The following is a 16,010-nucleotide window of genomic DNA, read 5'->3' as shown; positions in this document are numbered from 1 at the left end:
ACCGCCGGGCACCGGGCCCCGCGGTTCGGGCGCCGACGACTTCCCGGGACGTCAGAAGTCGTAGTCGTCGATGTTCTCGGCGTCGAAGACCGTCGGATCGCCGAGGGTGATGACACCGTCCGTGCCGAGCTCGAACCAGCCCATGTCACCGGCCAGGAACATCTGCCCCTCCCTGCCGGTGATCTGCCCGGAGGCGAGCGCCACCGCGGCGTGCCCGGCGAGCTCGCCGAGCCTGGCCGGGTCCCACAGCACGAACGCCTCCACCGTGCCGTCCTCGACGTACGGACGCATGTCGTTGGGGGCGCCGAGACCGGTCAGTTTCACCTCGCCCTTGTACTCCGACTGCGAGAGGTACTTGGCGGCGGCCTTGATCCCGTTGGTGGTGGGGGAGATGATGCCCTTCAGGTTCGCGTGCTCCTGCAGCAGCTCCTCGGCCTTGTCGTACGACTTCTGCGCCTCGTCGTCGCCGTAGACGACGTCGACGAGCCGCATGTCCTTGTACCGCGGATCCTCCAGCTCCTCCTTGATGCTGCTGATCCAGGAGTTCTGGTTCGTGGCCGTCTGCGCGGCGGACAGGACGGCGATGTCCCCCTTGTAGTCCAGCTGTTCGCCGAGCAGCTCGAGCTGCCTTACGGCGATGTCCTCGGCACTCGCCGGGGAGACGAAGGCGTAACGGCACTCAGGCTTGGTGTCGGAGTCGTAGGTGACGACCTTGATGCCCGCGTCCATGGCCTCCTTGAGGGCGTCGCACAACGCGCTCGGGTCCAGCGCGGAGATGGCGATCGCGTCGACCTTCTCCTGAGTGAGGTCGTTGATGTGGGACACCTGGCCGTCCGTGTCGGCGCCCTGTTCCGTGCCCACTTCCTTGAAGGACGAGCCGAGCCCCTTGACGGCCCGCTCACCGCCCTGGTCGGCCACCGCGAAGTAGGGGGTGTCGAGCTGCTTGGGCACGAAGCCGACGGTCAGTCCCTTCCTGGTGGGGGCGTTGGGGGAGGCCTCGCCGTTCTTGGCGCTCGTGACGCTGTCGCCGTCCGCGGAGTCACCGGTGTCACCGCACGCGGTGGTGAGGAGGCTGAGGGAGGAGACGGCGGCGACCAGGGCGGAGGCGCGGCGCGTGGGGGTTCTGTGCATGTGCTTCTTTCAGTGAGTGGATCGGCGCGAGCCGGCACAGCTGTCTCTGAAAGGATTCAATGAGACGTGCCCGGGACGTTAGGCATGTGACGGTGCTGTGGTCAATGGCCTTGCAGGATCCAGTCGTTGGGGATTTCGGGGCGGAGGTGCCGGTTGCCCAGTACTCCCGTCGGCCGGGGTGCGACGATCGGGGACCGCCCCCGGTGCGGACCGAAGCACCGCCCGGAGGCGGATAGGGTGAGCACAGGTCGGCAGACGGGCGGGAGGAGGCCGGCGAGCGGCATGGCAGGCGCGGAGGACAAGCACACGTCGGGGTCGGGGCGTCCCACGTCCCGGGACGTGGCCAGGCTCGCCGGTGTGTCGCACACGGCCGTCTCGTTCGTGTTCAACGGCAGGGCCGAGGGCAATCTCTCCCTCAAGACCCAGGAGCGCATCCGGCACGCCGCCACCCAGCTCGGCTACCGGCCCGATCCCGTGGCCCGCGGCCTGCGCAGCCGTCGTACGGCCGTGATCGGCCTGGTCACCGACGAGATCGCCTCCACACCGTTCGCGGGGCGGTTGCTGCGCGGTGCCATGGAGACCGCCTGGGACAGCGAGCACCTGGTCCTCACCGTCGACTCCGGCGGCGATCCGGCGAAGGAGGACGCGGCGGTGGCCGAGCTCCTCGACCGGCGGGTCGACGGCATCATCTACGCCGCCATGTCGCTGCGCCGGGTGCGGGTCCCTGAAGGGCTGCACCGCACGCACTCCGTCCTCGCCAACTGCGTTCCCGAGGACGGTTCGTTGCCCGCCGTCATCCCCGCCGAACGCGCGGGTGGCCGGGCGGCGGCACGGCTGCTGCTCGCACAGGGCCACCGCAGGGTCGCCGTCGTCGGTGGCGAGTCCGACATCGCGTCCGTCGAGCGGCTGCGGGGTTTCCGCGACGCCCTGCGCGCCGAGGGGGTCACCGTGCCCAGGGAGTGGGTCGTACGGACCGGCGGCGAGATCTCCGGCGGATACGAGGGCGCCCTGCGGCTGCTCGACGGCGCTGCCGCAGGGCGGTACCCCACCGGTCTCTTCTGCTACAACGACCGGGTCGCGGCGGGCGTCCTGCACGCTGCCGCCCGGCTCGGGCTCACCGTGCCCGCCGACCTGTCCGTGATCGGCTACGACGACCAGGAGCACATGGCGGCGTTCCTGTCCCCGCCCCTCACCACGGTCGCGCTGCCGCACCGGGCGATGGGCGAGGCAGCGGTCCGGCTGGTGCTGGACGCCATCGGTGCGGGCCGCACCCCGAGCCCCGCCGTGCGGCGCCTGGCCTGTCCCGTCATCGACCGGGAGTCGGTGGGACCTGCTCCCATCCGGTGACCGACGCCCCATCCCCGGTCACGAGGAGCTCCGGTACGTCGTCCGGGCGGCGGTACACCCGCTCGGTGACCGTGGCACGGTCGCCGGCGAACACCTCGTACAGCGACCCGTCGACGAGGACGCGTACCGCGAGCTGCTCCCCGCGCGGTACCGGGACGACGACCGGTGCGTCGTCCTGGCGCGCGGTGCGGGGCCGGCCACTGCGGTCGAGGGTCAGCGTGCCCCGGGCGGGGTCGACGTGGAGGGTCAGATCCGCGCCCGACGCGGAGCGCAGCAGACGTACGGTGGTCTGCTCGCGGGCGGTGACGGTCAGGTCGTAGGCCCGCGGCAGGGGTGTCGGACCCGGGCCCGTGGCGAAGGGCTCGCGGGCGCGCAGCAGGCGGAGTTCGGGAGCCGGGGTGACCCGCAGGGTCCCGTCCGGGTGGACGTCGACGACCCGGGGAACGGTCAGGACACCCGCCCAGCCGGCACGGTCGATCTCCGCCTGCGCACGAGCCTCCCAGGACCAGCCCCACATCAGGGCGCGGTCGGCCTCCTGGAGCACGGCGGGTGCGTAGAAGTCGCGGCCGTGGTCCAGGCGGCCCCCGGCGCGGGCCGTGAAGCGCGGCCCGCCGTCGGCGCCGGCCTCGAGACGCCCCGTCAGAAATCCCGTGTTGCGGGGCTCGTTGTCCCACAATGACACCACGAGCACCCACTCGCCGCCCGGCGTCTCGCACAACTGCGGACACTCCCAGCCGACCGCCGTGTCCCCGAACACGGCCGTCGCGACGGGGTCGCCGCCGTCGATCAGGACTCCGGCGAAACGCCAGTCGGACAGGTCGTCGCAGTCGTACAGCAGCACCGAGGGCGTGCCGTCGGCGTGACCAGCGCCGACCAGCGCCCAGCGCCGGCCGTCGTGCCGGAAGACGAACGGATCGCGGAACATGACCACGTCCAGTCCGTCCGGCGGGCCCGCCACCACCGGGGTCGGCAGCGGCTTCCATTCGGCCAGAGCCTCGTCGTCCGGGTCCGCCGCCGGCGCCAGACAGATGGTGCCGAGACCGGCGTGGTCACGGTCGACGCCCGTGTAGACGGCCGTCGGCACACCGTCGTCGTCCACCACACAGCCGGACCAGCAGCCCGCCTCGTCGGGACCGCCGGGGCTCGGTGTGAGCGCGAGGGGATGGTGCTGCCAGCGGGCGAGGTCGGGGCTGGAGACATGGCCCCAGTGGACGTTGGTGTGCACCGGCGCGTCCGGGTTGTGCTGGTAGAAGAGGTGGTAGCGCCCTCGCCAACGGAACGGGCCGTTGGGATCGTTGATCCAGTTGGCGGGCGGACGGACCCGGAAGCGCGGGGCGTCGGGGTCGGGGGAGGCAGCGGCGGGGCTCAACGGTTGACTCCTGCGGAGGTGATGCCCTCGCGAAGAGGGCGCTGACCGACGACGAACACGGCGACGGCGGGGATCATGGACAGCACGACACCGGCGAGCACCACCGAGACGGAGCCGGTGCCGAGGTTGCCCTGGAGCGAGACGAGGCCCAGCGGCAGCGTGTAGTTCTGGGCGGAGGTCTCGAGGATCAGCGGGCGGAAGAACTCGTTCCAGTGGTAGTTGAAGGCGAGGACGCCGACGATGGCGAGGCCCGGCGCGGCCAGCGGGGCGTACACGGACCGGAACACCCTCCAGGGGCCCGCCCCGTCCAGCATCGCCGCCTCGCCGAGGTCCTTGGGCATACCGAGGAAGTACTGACGCATCAGGAAGGTGCCGAACGCCGTCGGGAAGGCCGGCACGATCAGGCCGAGCAGGGTGTCGGTGAGGCTCATCGACTTCAGCACCAGGAACACCGGCACGATCGTGACCTGCAGCGGCACCATCATCGTGGCCAGCACCAGGGCGAACAGTGCCTTCTTGAAACGGAACTCCAGGCGCGCGAAGGCGTATCCGGCCAGTCCCGCGGTGATCATCTGGCCCACCGCGATCAGCGCGGTCACCAGTGTGGAGTTCAGGGCGAGCAGCCACACGTCGATCTGGTCGAAGACCCCGCCGTAGGCCTCTGCCGTCGGACTGCTCGGGATGATCCTCGGGGGCAGGTCGAAGGACTCGGCGGGGGCGCGCAGCGAGGTGGACACGGTCCAGACGACCGGGCCCAGGGTGAGCAGGGCGCACACGGTCAGTCCGGCGATCCGCGCCCACGGCGCGAGGGAGTGCCGCACGCGGCCGGCGATCAGGGTTGCTTGGCTCATGGGACTCACACCCGGCTCACTGGTAGTGGACGAAGCGCCGGCTGAGCCGGAACTGGAGGGCGGTGACCGCCATGATCAGCACGAACAGCAGCACACCCACCGCGGACGCCGTACCGAAGCGCAGCTGCTCGAAGGCGGTCTCGTAGATGACCATCACGACGGTGCGGGTGGAGTCGCCGGGACCGCCGTTGGTCAGTACGTACGGTTGCTCGAAGACCTGGAGGGCGTTGATGATGCCGACCACGGACGCCACCAGCAGGGTGGGCGACAGCAGCGGCAGCGTGACGTGCAGGTGCTTGCGCGGGCCGGTCGCGCCGTCGAGGGAGGCGGCCTCGTGGATCTCCTTGGGGATGTTGTTCAGGCCGCCGACGAAGAGCAGGAACGAGAAGCCGAACTGCTGCCAGACATAGACCAGGACCACCGCGGCCATCGCGCCGTTCTCCGACGTCAGCCACGGCACCGGGGCGACACCCACCAGGCCGAGCAGCCAGTTCACGACCCCGAAGTCCTGGTTGAACAGGTACTTCATCACCACCGAGATGGAGGCGGCGGACAGCACCAGCGGGAAGAAGAACGCCGATCGGAAGGCCGAACGCAGCCACACCGGCATCCGCCCGTTCACGGCGAGCGCCAGCGCCAGCGCGATCAGCAGTTGCAGCGCCACCGCCAGCACCATGAACAGCAGCGTGTTGCCGAAGGAGACCAGCACGGTGGAGTCGGTGAACGCCTCCCGGTAGTTCGCGGTGCCGGCGAAGCGCGGGGAGTCGATCACATTCCAGTGGAAGAGGCTGAGCACCACCGAACCGGCGATCGGCACCACCGTGAAGACCACGATGCCGACGAGGGTGGGCGCCAGGAACAGCGCCGCCAGCAGGCGGGTACCGCGCTCGCGCGCCGAGGGCCGGGCGGCGACCGCAGATGCGGCGGCCCGCTCGGGCCGTGCGGCCGGAATCGGGGTGTTCGTCATGCGTCACGCTCCATGGCCTTCTCCAGGTCCGCCTGCAGCCGGCGCAGGGCGGGACGCACCGAACGCGGGGAGGCCAGTGCGGACCCGGTGTGCTTGAGCAGCACCTGTTCGACCTCGGCGACCTGCGGCGGCGCAGGGATCGGCCCGGTCTCGGGAAACTGGTCGAGGGTGCCGTAGAAGGCCTTCCAGCCCTGTGGTCCCGTCTCCCGGTAGCGCTCGGCGGTGAGCATCGAACGGCGCGCCGGGGTGGTCTGGTTGGCCTGGAACAGCCGGGTCAGGGTGTCCGTGCGGGCGGCGTACTTGATGAACTCCCATGCCTCGTCCTGTCGCTTCGAGGTGCGCAGCATGGCGTAACCGGCGGCGCCGAACTGGTGGCGTTGGGTGCGCCATCGCGGGAAGTACTGCACGTCGTAGCCGGCCGGCTTCATCCCGGCCAGGCTCAGGCCGCCGGCCCAGAAGCCGCCCGCCGGGGTGACGCCGACCCGGCCGGTGGAGAACACGCCGACCAGGTTGCTGCCGTTGCCACCCTCGGGCCGGGTGCACAGGCCGTCCCTGATCAGGGAGGCGAGGTACTCGTACGTCTCCTCCACCCGGTCGTCGGTGGCCTGTGGGTCGGTCCAGCGGTAGCCGCCCCCGCGGCCCTGTCGCCGGTCGGCCGGGTAGAAGGTGTTCCACAGCCAGTCGCCGCCGGGCGCCTTGGACTCGCTGAGGAGGTTGGTGCCGTTCGCGAACAGCCACGGCACCACGCCGCCCCACAGGCGGTTGGTCCAGAAGTACGGGGTGAAGTGGGAGTCGCTGGTCCGCTTCATCCGGCGCAGCAGGTCGGTGAAGTCGTCGCGGGTCCAGTCCGGCGGCGGGAAGTCCGCGTCGGCCCGGCGTAGCACCTGCCGGTTGAGGTAGATGTCGGCGGCGTTGAACTCCACGGGCAGCTGGTAGAGGCTGCCCTCGTACATCATCGACTCCACCAGCGAGGGGTGGACGTCGGCGAAGTACTCGCGCAGCTCGGCCGCGTCCCGCTTGACCCAGTGGTCCAGTGCCACGCCGAGGCGCCGGGCGAACAACTGCACGCCCTCGGTGGCGACGTAGACCAGGTCGGGGGCGGTACCCGCGGCGATCTGGGTGAGGATCTTCGCGAAGAAGTCTGACCAGTCGACCGCCTGCACCGCGTTCACCCGCAGTTCGATGTCGGGGTGGAGCGCGCGGAACCCCTCGCCGAGGAAGCGGACGGCGGCCTGGTCGAAGGCGGAGCCGAGGGTGGCGACGACGAGTGAGCCGTCGTCGCGGCCGGGGATGTCGGCTCCGGTGAGCCGTTCCCAGCCGGCGGCAGTGCCGGCCAGCGCGGCGGCCCCGGCTCCGTAGGCGCCGTACCGCATCAGCGTGCGGCGGGTGAGAGGGTTCATCGACGGACCTAACTCGTGTTAGACGAGAACTGATGACCCAGATGATGAGAACCGCGCCAGGCCACTGTCAAGAGCCCGGCACGACTTGACCTTTAACGAGTTAGGTCTACAGTCCTGGTCCACATGAGCCGCCCGTCCCGACGAAGGGATTGATGTGTGATGCGTGGAATCTCCAGGAGAGTGCTGCTCACCGGAACCGCAGTGGGCGCGACCGCCGCGCTGCTGCCCGCCGAACCTGCCTCGGCGAAGCCCGGGACCGGGAGCAGTGGCTGCCCGAGCCATCGCGCCCGGTACCACTTCACGGTCCCCGACCAGTGGAAGAACGACCCGCAGCGCCCGGTCTGGATCGACGGCGAGTACCACTACTACTACCTGTACAACCCGGACTACTTCACCGGCGGCACCACGGCCGGCACCGCCTGGCGCCTGGCCACCAGCACCGACCTCGTCACGTTCGAGGACCGGGGCGTGGCGGTGCCCAAGGACACCACTCCCAACGGTGACGTGTGGTCCGGCTCGGCGGTCGTGGACACCCGGAACACGGCCGGGTTCGGCGCGGGCGCGGTCGTGGTGCTGGCCACCATGGAGCCCGTCGAGGGCGCCGACAGTCAGGCCCAGTACCTGTACTACTCCACCGACGGCGGCCGCACGTTCACTCACCACGGCACCACCCCGGTGCTGCCCAACCCGGGCGTGCGCGACTTCCGGGACCCCAAGGTGATCCGCGACGAGGAACGCGGCCGCTGGGTGATGGTCCTGGCCGAGCACACCAAGGTCGGCATCTACCACTCGCCGAACCTGAGGTCCTGGACGTACGCCGGCGGCTTCACCCACGAGGGCATCGGTGTGCTGGAGTGCCCCGACCTCTTCCGGATCACCGCCGAGGACGGCACGACGAAGTGGGTGCTGGCCGTGAGCGCCAACGGCAAGGCGTCCGGGCGGCCCAACACGTACGCCTACTGGACCGGCGGCTTCGACGGCACCACGTTCGCGCCGGACGCCGCCGACCCGCAGTGGCTGGACCACGGCTGGGACTGGTACGGCGCCGTCACCTTCGAGAAGCGGGACGCGGCCGGCCGGGTCGACGAGCGCGTCCGCCACGCGATCGGCTGGCTGAACAACTGGGACTACGCGAACAACACGACCACGATCGACAGCGACGGCTTCAACGGCACCGACTCGATCGTCCGCGAGGTCATCCTCAGGCGCACCTCGACCGGCGCGTACTACTTGGCGTCACGACCGGTACCCGCGCTGGACTCGTACGTCTCCCGCACGGTGCGGCTCGGTGACCTGGAGGTCGACGGGAGCCGGGTGCTGGACTACGCGGGCACGGCGTACGAGGTGACCTGTGAGATCACCTGGAACGAACTGACCGGCGCGGGGCTGCAGTTGCGACGCTCGGGTGACGGTGGCCGCCACATCGACGCGGGCGTGTACCAGGACTACGCCTTCCTCAACCGCCGCAGCGCGCCGAACCCGGACACCTCCGGCAAGTGGCAGGAGAGTCACAGCCCCTTCGACCCGGCCGCGCGGCGCGTGCGGCTGCGGATCCTGGTGGACCGGACGTCGGTGGAGATGTTCGTCGACGACGGAAGGTACGTGCACTCCTCGCAGGCCTTCCCGTATCTGATCGACACGGGTCTCGCCCTGTTCACGATCGGGGGCCCGGCGGTCTTCCGTGACGTGGTGATCCGGGAGTTCGCAGTGTGACAGGGGCGGGGTGAGCGCGTGCGTCGCGGCGCCGCGCGGTGGCCGGGAGTCCCCGGCTGCCGCGGTGGCGTCGCGGCGCCGCTCTTGACGCTGGGATCGATGGCCTCCCATACTGACGGCCAAATCGATTTGGCCAAATCGATTTGGCTCTCCGTCCAGGGCCGGATCGCGGCTTGAATCCGAACATGCTGCATGCCCGAACGGAGCCCCAACGTGTTCAGTCCCCGCGAGAGCCGGTCGCCCCGGACCGGCCGCACCGACCCACCATCCCCGCTGCCCGGTCGCCCAGCGCCGACCGGGACGAAGGCCGAGGACGACAGCCCGCTGCCGTCGACCGAAACCCCGGCGAAGGGCGACAGCCCGCTTCCGTCCGCCGAAGCCTCGGCCGACGGAAGCCCGCCGCGGACCCACCCCGTGGACGAGTCGCGTCCCCTCGCCCGGATCACGCTCTTCGGCGTGCAGCACGTCCTCGTGATGGCCGCCACGCCGATCTCGGCGATCTTCCTGATGAGCGCCACCCTCGGGCTCGGCACCGACCTCACCGTCGACCTGCTCTCCGCGGCCTTCGTGCTGTCCGGCATCGGGTCGCTGATCCAGTCGCTCGGCCCCTGGAAGTTCGGGCCGCGACTGCCGTTCGTGATGCTGCCGGGCGGGGCCCCGCTGATCCTCTTCCTCGCGATCGCCGAACAGCACGGCCTGCGCACGGCCGGCGGAGCGGTGATCCTGACGGCGGTGTTCTGCTTCGTCGTCCTGCCGGTGTTCTCCCGGCTGCTCGCCTTCTTCCCCGCCCTCGTCATCGGCACGATGATCGTCATCGTGGGCGTCAACCTGGTGAAGGTCGGTGCGGTCCTCGTCACCGGGACCCCCGGCTCGCCCGGCTTCGCCGATCCGGGCAACCTCGGTCTCGGCATGGCGACGATCGGGTTCACCGTCGTCTTCTACCTGCTCTTCACCGGTGTGCTGCGCCAACTCGCCGTCATGCTGGGCCTGCTCGCCGGCACCGCGCTCGCCGCAGTGACCGGCGCGATCGAAGCGGGAGGAGTCACCGACGGACCACTGGTGAACCTGCCGCAGTTGATGCCCTTCGGCACGCCCCAGTTCAACCTGGTCGCCGCGCTGCCCCTGATGCTCTACAGCCTGGCCTCGATGGCCGAGGCCACGGGACAGACCGTGATCAACGCGGAGGCCGTCGGCAAGAAGATCGACAAGCGCACCGACGTCCCGAAGACCGTCCGGGGCGACGCTCTCACCTCGCTCTTCGGCGGCTTCTTCGGTCTGCCGCTCATGGTCACCAGCGGCGAGAACATCGGCATCGTCCGCGTCACCGGCGTCCGCAGCCGGTTCGTCACCGCCATGGCCGGCATCGTGCTCATCGCCATCGGACTGCTGGCGCCCGTCACCCGCGCGATCAGCGTGATCCCGTCCGCGGTCGTCGGGGGCACCGCCATGGTCGTGTTCGCCGTCATCACCGTGCTCGGCATCCAGATGCTCGGCCGGTCCGACCTCGACCGGCACACCAGCACGTTCGTCTGCGCCGTCGCCCTCGCCCTGGGGCTGCTGCCCATCCTGGTGCCCGGCGTCTACGGCTCCTTCCCACCGAACGTCCGGATCCTCCTCGAAAGCGGCGTCGCCGTCGGCGCGTTCGTCGCCGCCGTCCTCAACGTCCTGTTCCACCACGTCAGGCCGGGCATCGCCGCGCGTCTGACCTTCGCCCGCACAGAAAGCGACCGATGAACCCATCCGACCGCGACGTACTCGCCGCCCCCGGCCCGCTCCTCCTCGCCCCGGACGCCGTCCTGCTGCCCGAAGGCCCTGCCGACGGGTGGGCCGTGATGATCGAAGACGGCCGCTTCCAGGCCGTAGGACCTGCGGACGAACTGAGGGGCAGGTACCCGGAGCTACGGCCCGTGCGGCTGCCCGGGCACCTGCTGATGCCCGGCTTCGTCGACGCCCACCACCATCTCACCCAGAGCTTCGGCGCGGCCCTCGCCTTCGGGGAGCCCTCGGAGATCTTCCGCCGGGTCTGGGTGCCGCTGGAGGGGGCACTGGACGAGGAGTCGGCGTACACGGCGGCCAAGCTGGCAGCGCTCGAAGCCCTGCGAGGAGGGTTCACCACCGTCGCCGACGCCGGCACGCGCGCCGACGTCGACGTGGACGTGATCGCGTCGGCGGCGCGCGACGCGGGCATCCGCTGCGTCCTCGGGCTCGTCTGCAACGACGCCGACCGCGGGGACGACACGGACCACCCGGACGTTCTCGAGCACGCCGAGAAACACCTCGCCCGCTACTCCGGCGACCCGCTCGTCCATCCCTCCCTGGCTGTCTCCATCCCCGAGGCGGCCACCGAACGGACCCTGCACGCCACCGCCCGCCTGGCCGCCGAGGCCGGGGCCGTCGTGCAGATCCATGTCAACGAGCACCTCGCCGGCGTCGAACGTTCCCTGGTGAGCCATGGGCTGCGGCCCCTCGAACACCTGCACAGCGTCGGCGCGCTCGGACCCCAGCTGCTCGCCGCACACGCCACCCTCCTCACCCCCCGCGAGGTGACCCTGCTCGCCGACACGGGAACCGCCGTCAGCTACAACCCGGTGGCCAGCGCGTGGAAGGGCAACGCGGTCGCACCCGCGACCGCCCTGACCGAGCGGGGTGTCCGCATCGGGCTCGGCACCGACGGCACCCGGGGCGACGGCTTCCGGCTCGCGGAGGCCGCCGAGTTCGCCCAGCGACTGGCGTACGGGCTGACCACCGGTGACTCGTCGTGCGGCGCCGGCTGGACCTGGCTGGAGCATGCCACCCGTGGGGGAGCGGACGCCGTCGGGCTCGGCGCCCGCACCGGCACCGTCGCGCCTGGCAGGGACGCCGACTTCCTCCTCGTCGACGTCGACACGCCGGAGCTCGCACTCTCCTGGGACCTGCCGTGGGAACTGGTCCGGCGTGGCAACCGGGACCAGATCACCGCCGTCTTCGTGGCCGGCCGGATGCGCATGTGGCAGGGCAGGCCCACCGACTGGGACGGGCCCGCGCTGGTACGACGCGCGGCCGAACTGGCCCGCACCACCGTCGCCGGGGCGCGCGTCACCCGGGTGCACCCCACCTCCACGGCGGCACGGGCGCTGAGCCGGTCGCAGGAACGGAGCACGGCCCAGTGAGCCCGCTGATGCTGGCGGTCCTCGCCCTGACCGTGGCCGTCGCCGCCTTCGTCCAGGGCAGCAGCGGGCTCGGCTTCGCGCTGATCGTCGCCCCCGTGGCCTCGATCGTCGCCCCGGGCCTCGTGCCGGTCTTCGTCCTGGCGTCGATGATCCCGCTCAACCTGTACGTCGCCTGGCGTGAACGGGACTCGCTCGACCTGCGCGGCGCGGGCTGGATCACCGGGGCGCGGCTCGCCGCCACCCCGGCCGGGCTGGCCCTGCTCTGGTTGATCCCGGAACGCGGTCTCGGTCTGTTCGTGGGCGTCGCCACGGTCCTCGCCGCCGTCGTGAGCCTGGCCGCGCCCGTGTTCACGCCGGGCCGGGTCGCCTACGTCGGTGCGGGCGCGGTGACCGGGCTGACGGAGACGGCGACCGGTGTCGGCGGGCCGCCGCTCGCCCTGGTCTACCAGCACCGGACACCCGCCGAACTGCGCTCCACCGTCGCCGCCTGCTTCCTCGTGGGGGAGGTCGCCTCCCTCGCGCTGCTGTTCGCGACGGGGAAGGCACAGGCCTCGGAGCTCGGCTGGGCTCTCGCGCTGCTGCCGGCGATCGCCGCCGGTGCCTGGCTCAGCCGCCTGGTGCACCACCGGCTGGACGCCCGCAGGATGCGGCTGTTCGTGCTGGTCTTCGCCCTGGTCTCCGGGGTCGTCCTGATCCTGGGGGTCTGAACGAGTCGGGGTCAGTCTGAGGCCGGCGGGGTTCGTGACGGGTCGGGGTCGTCCTCAGGGCGGCGGGGTTCGTGACGGGTCGGGGTCGGTCTCAGGGCGGCGGGGTTCGTGACGGGTCGGGGTCGGTCTCAGGGCGGCGGGGTTCGTAACGAGTCCGGGCCGGCTTCAGGTCTGCGGGGTTCGTAACGAGTCCGGGTCGGCCTCAGGCCCGCGAGACTCGTCACGGTCCCGGGTCGGCTTCAGGCCCGCGGGGTTCGTAGCGACGAGGCCCGGGCGATCACTTGTGGTTCCGGGGGCACCGCCACCGACGGTGTGGCGGTGTCCCCGCGCAGCCGCCCCAGCAGCAACTCCACCGCGTCGGAAGCGGCCCGGTCCAGGTGCAGGTCGACCGCGGTCAGCGGCGGTTCGCAGGTGCGGGCGCGCAGGCCGTCGTAGCGGGTGACGACCATGACGTCGTCCGGTACGGCGCGCCCGCTGTCCCGGATCGCCCGGACCGCGCCCACGGCGAAGGCGTCGACCAGCGCGCACACCGCGTCGATGTCCGGATGCTCCGCGAGCAGCGCGGCGCACCGCTCGTAGCCCGCCTGCTCACCACCCGACTCGGCGACCCGTGCCACGACGGGCGTCCAGCCGTGCTCCTCGGCCATGCGCTCGTAGGCGGCCAGCGCGTCGACGGACGAGTGTCGCGCACCGGAGCCGATGAGCAGCGCGGGCCGCACGGCGCCCTGCTCGTGCAGGTGCCGCAGCAGCAGTTCCGCCACCCGGCCACCGCGCAGGTCGACGTACGGGGCGTCCTCGTCCGGTGCCATGGGCCTGCCGAGCGCCACGTACGGCAGGCCGCGCTCGCGCAACTGCGCCGCCGCGGCGTCCTCCACGTCCGGCTCGACCACGATGGCCCCGTCGATGTCGACGGAGTACAGCGCCGAACCCGACTGCACGGGCGGCACGAGCACGAGGGCGAAGCCGTGCAGCAGGGCACTCTCCGCGGCGGCGGCCGCGACCTCCATGTAGAACCCGAGCCGGGACGGCCCACCCGCCACGGCGAACGGCATCGAGGACGCGAGCGCGATCGCCTTCGCCTGTCCGCGGCGCAGCCGCTGCGCGCGGAGGTTGGGGCGGTAGCCGAGTTCGGTCGCCGCCTGCCGGACCCGCTCCCGGGTCCGGGGGTCGACCTTGCCGAGTCCGTTGAGGGCGTGGGACACGGTCGTTCGCGAGACCCCGGCGACGCGTGCGACGTCGGCGATCGTGGGCTGTCTCGGGCCGGGGGCGGAACCAGGCATCCGCGCGGACACTCCTCGCTGGCGGGAAAGGGCGGTCCCCTCCATCTTCCCCGACCGGGCGCCCGCAGGGGCGCACCGGGTGCGGGGACAGGACGCTCGGACCACCCGGTGCCGATGGCCTCGGCTCGTGATCAGGCGGACGGGGCCGTGAGCGTGGCGAGCTCCCCGAGGACCCGGGCGGCCGGTACGGGGTCGATCAGCCACTTCAGGTGGCTGCCCTCCAGGGTGCGGACGTCGTACGGGTTGTCCGGCGTGAGCGCGTCGCCCTCGCGGATCAGCCGGTCCTGCAGGGCGAGCGGCATGCTCGCGTCGTCGGTCAGGCGCACGAAGGTCTTCGGGAGGCGGCCCCAGGTCGCCGCCTGCGCCCGGTCGGCGGCGGTGCCGACGTCCAGGTTCTCGTCGGGCTGGAAGGTGTTGAGGAAGGTCAGGAACTCCTCGTCCGTGCCGTCGGCGAGGAAGGCGGCCTTGAACGCCGCGAGGGCCTCACGGTCCGCGGTGCGGAAGTTGAAGCGCAGCAGGCCGAGTTCGGCCGGGTTCCCGACCATTGCCCGGCCCAGCGAAGCCGAGTCGACCGTGGCCATCTCCGGCTCGGCGTAGTAGTCGCCGACGTCCAGGGCGACCGGGCACCAGGCGGCGACGTAGACGATCCGGTCGATGAGGTCCGGGCGGGCGTTGGCCGCTGCGGTGGCCGTGGCACCGCCACGACTGTGCGAGACGAGGATCACCGGCCCGTTCTGCTTGGCCCGTTCGAGAACGCCGATCAGGTGCGCGGCATTGTCGGCGAGCGTCACACCCTTGATGGAGCCCGGCACGGTGGCGAGACCGTCGAGGTCCTGAGGCGCCTGATAGGCGCGCGAATAGGTTGCCGCGAAGCCGTGACCGGGGAGGTCGACGGCGACCGAACGGTGCCCGAGAAGGCCGAGTTCGGCCTGGAGCGGTGCGAAGGAGAAGGAGTTCGCGAAAGCTCCGTGCACCAGTACGAACGTCGGCTGCATGTGTCTGCTCACTCTCGGCGGTCCGCTGGGTCAATGGGACCCTACGCAGCGAAAGATCATCGGGCAACCGGTATCAACGCCTCCGCCGACAGGGCTCGTTCGGCGCGCAGGGCGGGCCGCACCGGCGCCCCGGCCTGAGTACGCATACTCATGTACGGACGGCCCCCGAGCCGGAGCATGGTGGCTCCGGACGTCTCGGATCGGGGGTCGGCGTGGGGAAGTTCGTGGCCGGAACGGTGGCGGTCGGGGTGATCGTCGGGGCGCTGGCGCTCGCCTACGCCGTGGGTGCGCCGCTGGGTGCGGTGCTGGGTGCGGCGGCCGGTGTGCTGGCGCTGCTGTGGCTCCTGGTGCTGCTCACCGTGCCGTGGAACTTGTACTTCCGGGCGCAGTCGGTGCTGGCGGAGATCGGGCTCAGCCGGGAGAAGGGGCTCGCCGTGTCGTCCGTACGGGACACGGAGGCTTCCCGCATCGCCCGGATCATGCTGCGGACGGCCGTGGCGGGGCACGTGGTGACCGCCGGGACGGTGCTGGCCCTCGCGGCGGTGACGGGGGAGCGCGTGGGCTACTGGTGCGCCGGCTTCTTCCTGCTCAGCACGGCCTTCCGGCCCGCGGGAGCGTGGTTCGGGCAAGTGCGGGGCCGGTTGCGCAGGTTGTTGCGTGACGTGACGTATCCGCGGGACGACGTGGTGGAGCTCAAGGGCGAAGTGGACCGGGTGGTACGGGGCGCGGAGGTGCTGCAGGGCAAGGCGGAGGAGCAGTACCGCGCGCTGGCCGAGCTGCGCAGGACGCTGGACGCGCTGACCGCCTCGCTGTACGCCCGCGCCGACGACGTCGACCGGAAGATCGTGGCGCTCGGGCGGGAGTTCGAGGTCACGGTGAACCGGCTGACCACGAACGAGGAGATCATCAGCGGGGTGAAGGCGTTCCTGCGGCTGATGCGGTCCGAGGACCTGGGGGCACCGGCAGCGGCACCGTCACCGCCCCGCGGTTGACGACCCGGCCTCACGGAGGCCGGGTCGTGCGGGCTGCGTCATCACCACCTGGCACACCACCCGCCCGGCGCGGCACCGCGCCGGTGTGAGCGGCCCGTCCCGCCCGGAC

At 71.4% G+C, this 16,010-nt stretch carries 13 protein-coding genes; 6 read left to right on the top strand and 7 right to left on the bottom strand.

Going from position 1 to position 16,010, the window contains the following annotated elements:
- Positions 1-51: 51 nt before the first annotated feature.
- On the bottom strand, positions 52-1,131 hold the full coding sequence (gene rhaS, locus ACIGO6_RS25040) for a rhamnose ABC transporter substrate-binding protein (protein WP_399879686.1): 1,080 nt from the start codon (positions 1,129-1,131) through the stop codon (positions 52-54).
- Positions 1,132-1,413: 282 nt separating this feature from the next.
- Here rhaS and ACIGO6_RS25035 point away from each other — a divergent pair, with 282 nt between their 5' ends.
- On the top strand, positions 1,414-2,478 hold the full coding sequence (locus ACIGO6_RS25035) for a LacI family DNA-binding transcriptional regulator (protein WP_399879684.1): 1,065 nt from the start codon (positions 1,414-1,416) through the stop codon (positions 2,476-2,478).
- On the opposite strand, the gene ACIGO6_RS25030 is transcribed toward ACIGO6_RS25035, so the two are convergent.
- Genes ACIGO6_RS25030 through ACIGO6_RS25015 form a run of 4 tightly spaced genes read right to left on the bottom strand, consistent with a single transcriptional unit; the run spans position 2,438 to position 7,065 of the window.
- Positions 2,438-3,847 (bottom strand): glycoside hydrolase family 32 protein, encoded by a 1,410-nt coding sequence (locus ACIGO6_RS25030; RefSeq protein ID WP_399879683.1) that lies wholly within the window; start codon positions 3,845-3,847, stop codon positions 2,438-2,440. The genes ACIGO6_RS25035 and ACIGO6_RS25030 overlap by 41 nt on opposite strands.
- Positions 3,844-4,698 carry a carbohydrate ABC transporter permease gene (locus ACIGO6_RS25025; protein ID WP_399879681.1) on the bottom strand — a complete coding sequence of 285 codons (855 nt, stop codon included), beginning with the start codon at positions 4,696-4,698 and terminating at the stop codon, positions 3,844-3,846. Before ACIGO6_RS25025 ends, ACIGO6_RS25030 begins: the two co-directional genes overlap by 4 nt.
- Before the next feature lie 16 nt (positions 4,699-4,714).
- Positions 4,715-5,665 (bottom strand): carbohydrate ABC transporter permease, encoded by a 951-nt coding sequence (locus ACIGO6_RS25020; RefSeq protein ID WP_399879680.1) that lies wholly within the window; start codon positions 5,663-5,665, stop codon positions 4,715-4,717.
- On the bottom strand, positions 5,662-7,065 hold the full coding sequence (locus tag ACIGO6_RS25015) for an extracellular solute-binding protein (protein ID WP_399879678.1): 1,404 nt from the start codon (positions 7,063-7,065) through the stop codon (positions 5,662-5,664). Before ACIGO6_RS25015 ends, ACIGO6_RS25020 begins: the two co-directional genes overlap by 4 nt.
- A gap of 159 nt (positions 7,066-7,224) precedes the next feature.
- On the opposite strand from ACIGO6_RS25015, the gene ACIGO6_RS25010 reads away from it, so the two are divergent.
- The 4 genes from ACIGO6_RS25010 (at position 7,225) to ACIGO6_RS24995 (ending at position 12,634) form a co-directional block, all read left to right on the top strand.
- Positions 7,225-8,778: a glycoside hydrolase family 32 protein gene (locus ACIGO6_RS25010; RefSeq protein ID WP_399879676.1), complete on the top strand. Its 1,554-nt coding sequence runs from the start codon at positions 7,225-7,227 to the stop codon at positions 8,776-8,778.
- A gap of 474 nt (positions 8,779-9,252) precedes the next feature.
- A complete protein-coding gene (locus ACIGO6_RS25005) occupies positions 9,253-10,512 on the top strand; it encodes a uracil-xanthine permease family protein (protein WP_399880083.1) in 1,260 nt (419 codons plus the stop codon).
- Entirely contained in the window at positions 10,509-11,927 is a 1,419-nt protein-coding gene (locus tag ACIGO6_RS25000; protein ID WP_399879674.1) for an amidohydrolase family protein, read from the top strand. The genes ACIGO6_RS25005 and ACIGO6_RS25000 overlap by 4 nt, the downstream gene beginning before the upstream one ends.
- Positions 11,924-12,634 carry a TSUP family transporter gene (locus ACIGO6_RS24995; protein WP_399879672.1) on the top strand — a complete coding sequence of 237 codons (711 nt, stop codon included), beginning with the start codon at positions 11,924-11,926 and terminating at the stop codon, positions 12,632-12,634. Before ACIGO6_RS25000 ends, ACIGO6_RS24995 begins: the two co-directional genes overlap by 4 nt.
- A gap of 239 nt (positions 12,635-12,873) precedes the next feature.
- Here ACIGO6_RS24995 and ACIGO6_RS24990 read toward each other — a convergent pair whose 3' ends face one another.
- Together ACIGO6_RS24990 and ACIGO6_RS24985 are read right to left on the bottom strand one after the other, a co-directional pair.
- On the bottom strand, positions 12,874-13,914 hold the full coding sequence (locus ACIGO6_RS24990; protein WP_399879671.1) for a substrate-binding domain-containing protein: 1,041 nt from the start codon (positions 13,912-13,914) through the stop codon (positions 12,874-12,876).
- Positions 13,915-14,045: 131 nt separating this feature from the next.
- Positions 14,046-14,909 carry an alpha/beta hydrolase gene (locus ACIGO6_RS24985; RefSeq protein WP_399879669.1) on the bottom strand — a complete coding sequence of 288 codons (864 nt, stop codon included), beginning with the start codon at positions 14,907-14,909 and terminating at the stop codon, positions 14,046-14,048.
- 212 nt (positions 14,910-15,121) lie between these two features.
- Here ACIGO6_RS24985 and ACIGO6_RS24980 point away from each other — a divergent pair, with 212 nt between their 5' ends.
- Positions 15,122-15,901 carry a hypothetical protein gene (locus tag ACIGO6_RS24980; protein ID WP_399879667.1) on the top strand — a complete coding sequence of 260 codons (780 nt, stop codon included), beginning with the start codon at positions 15,122-15,124 and terminating at the stop codon, positions 15,899-15,901.
- The last annotated feature ends 109 nt before the right edge of the window (positions 15,902-16,010 follow it).

It is taken from the genome of Streptomyces sp. NPDC053750 (assembly GCF_044544295.1).
Classification (GTDB): Bacteria; Actinomycetota; Actinomycetes; order Streptomycetales; family Streptomycetaceae; genus Streptomyces.
The sequence above is the reverse complement of the archived record's forward strand: the minus strand, read 5'-3'. Positions and strand labels throughout refer to the sequence as shown.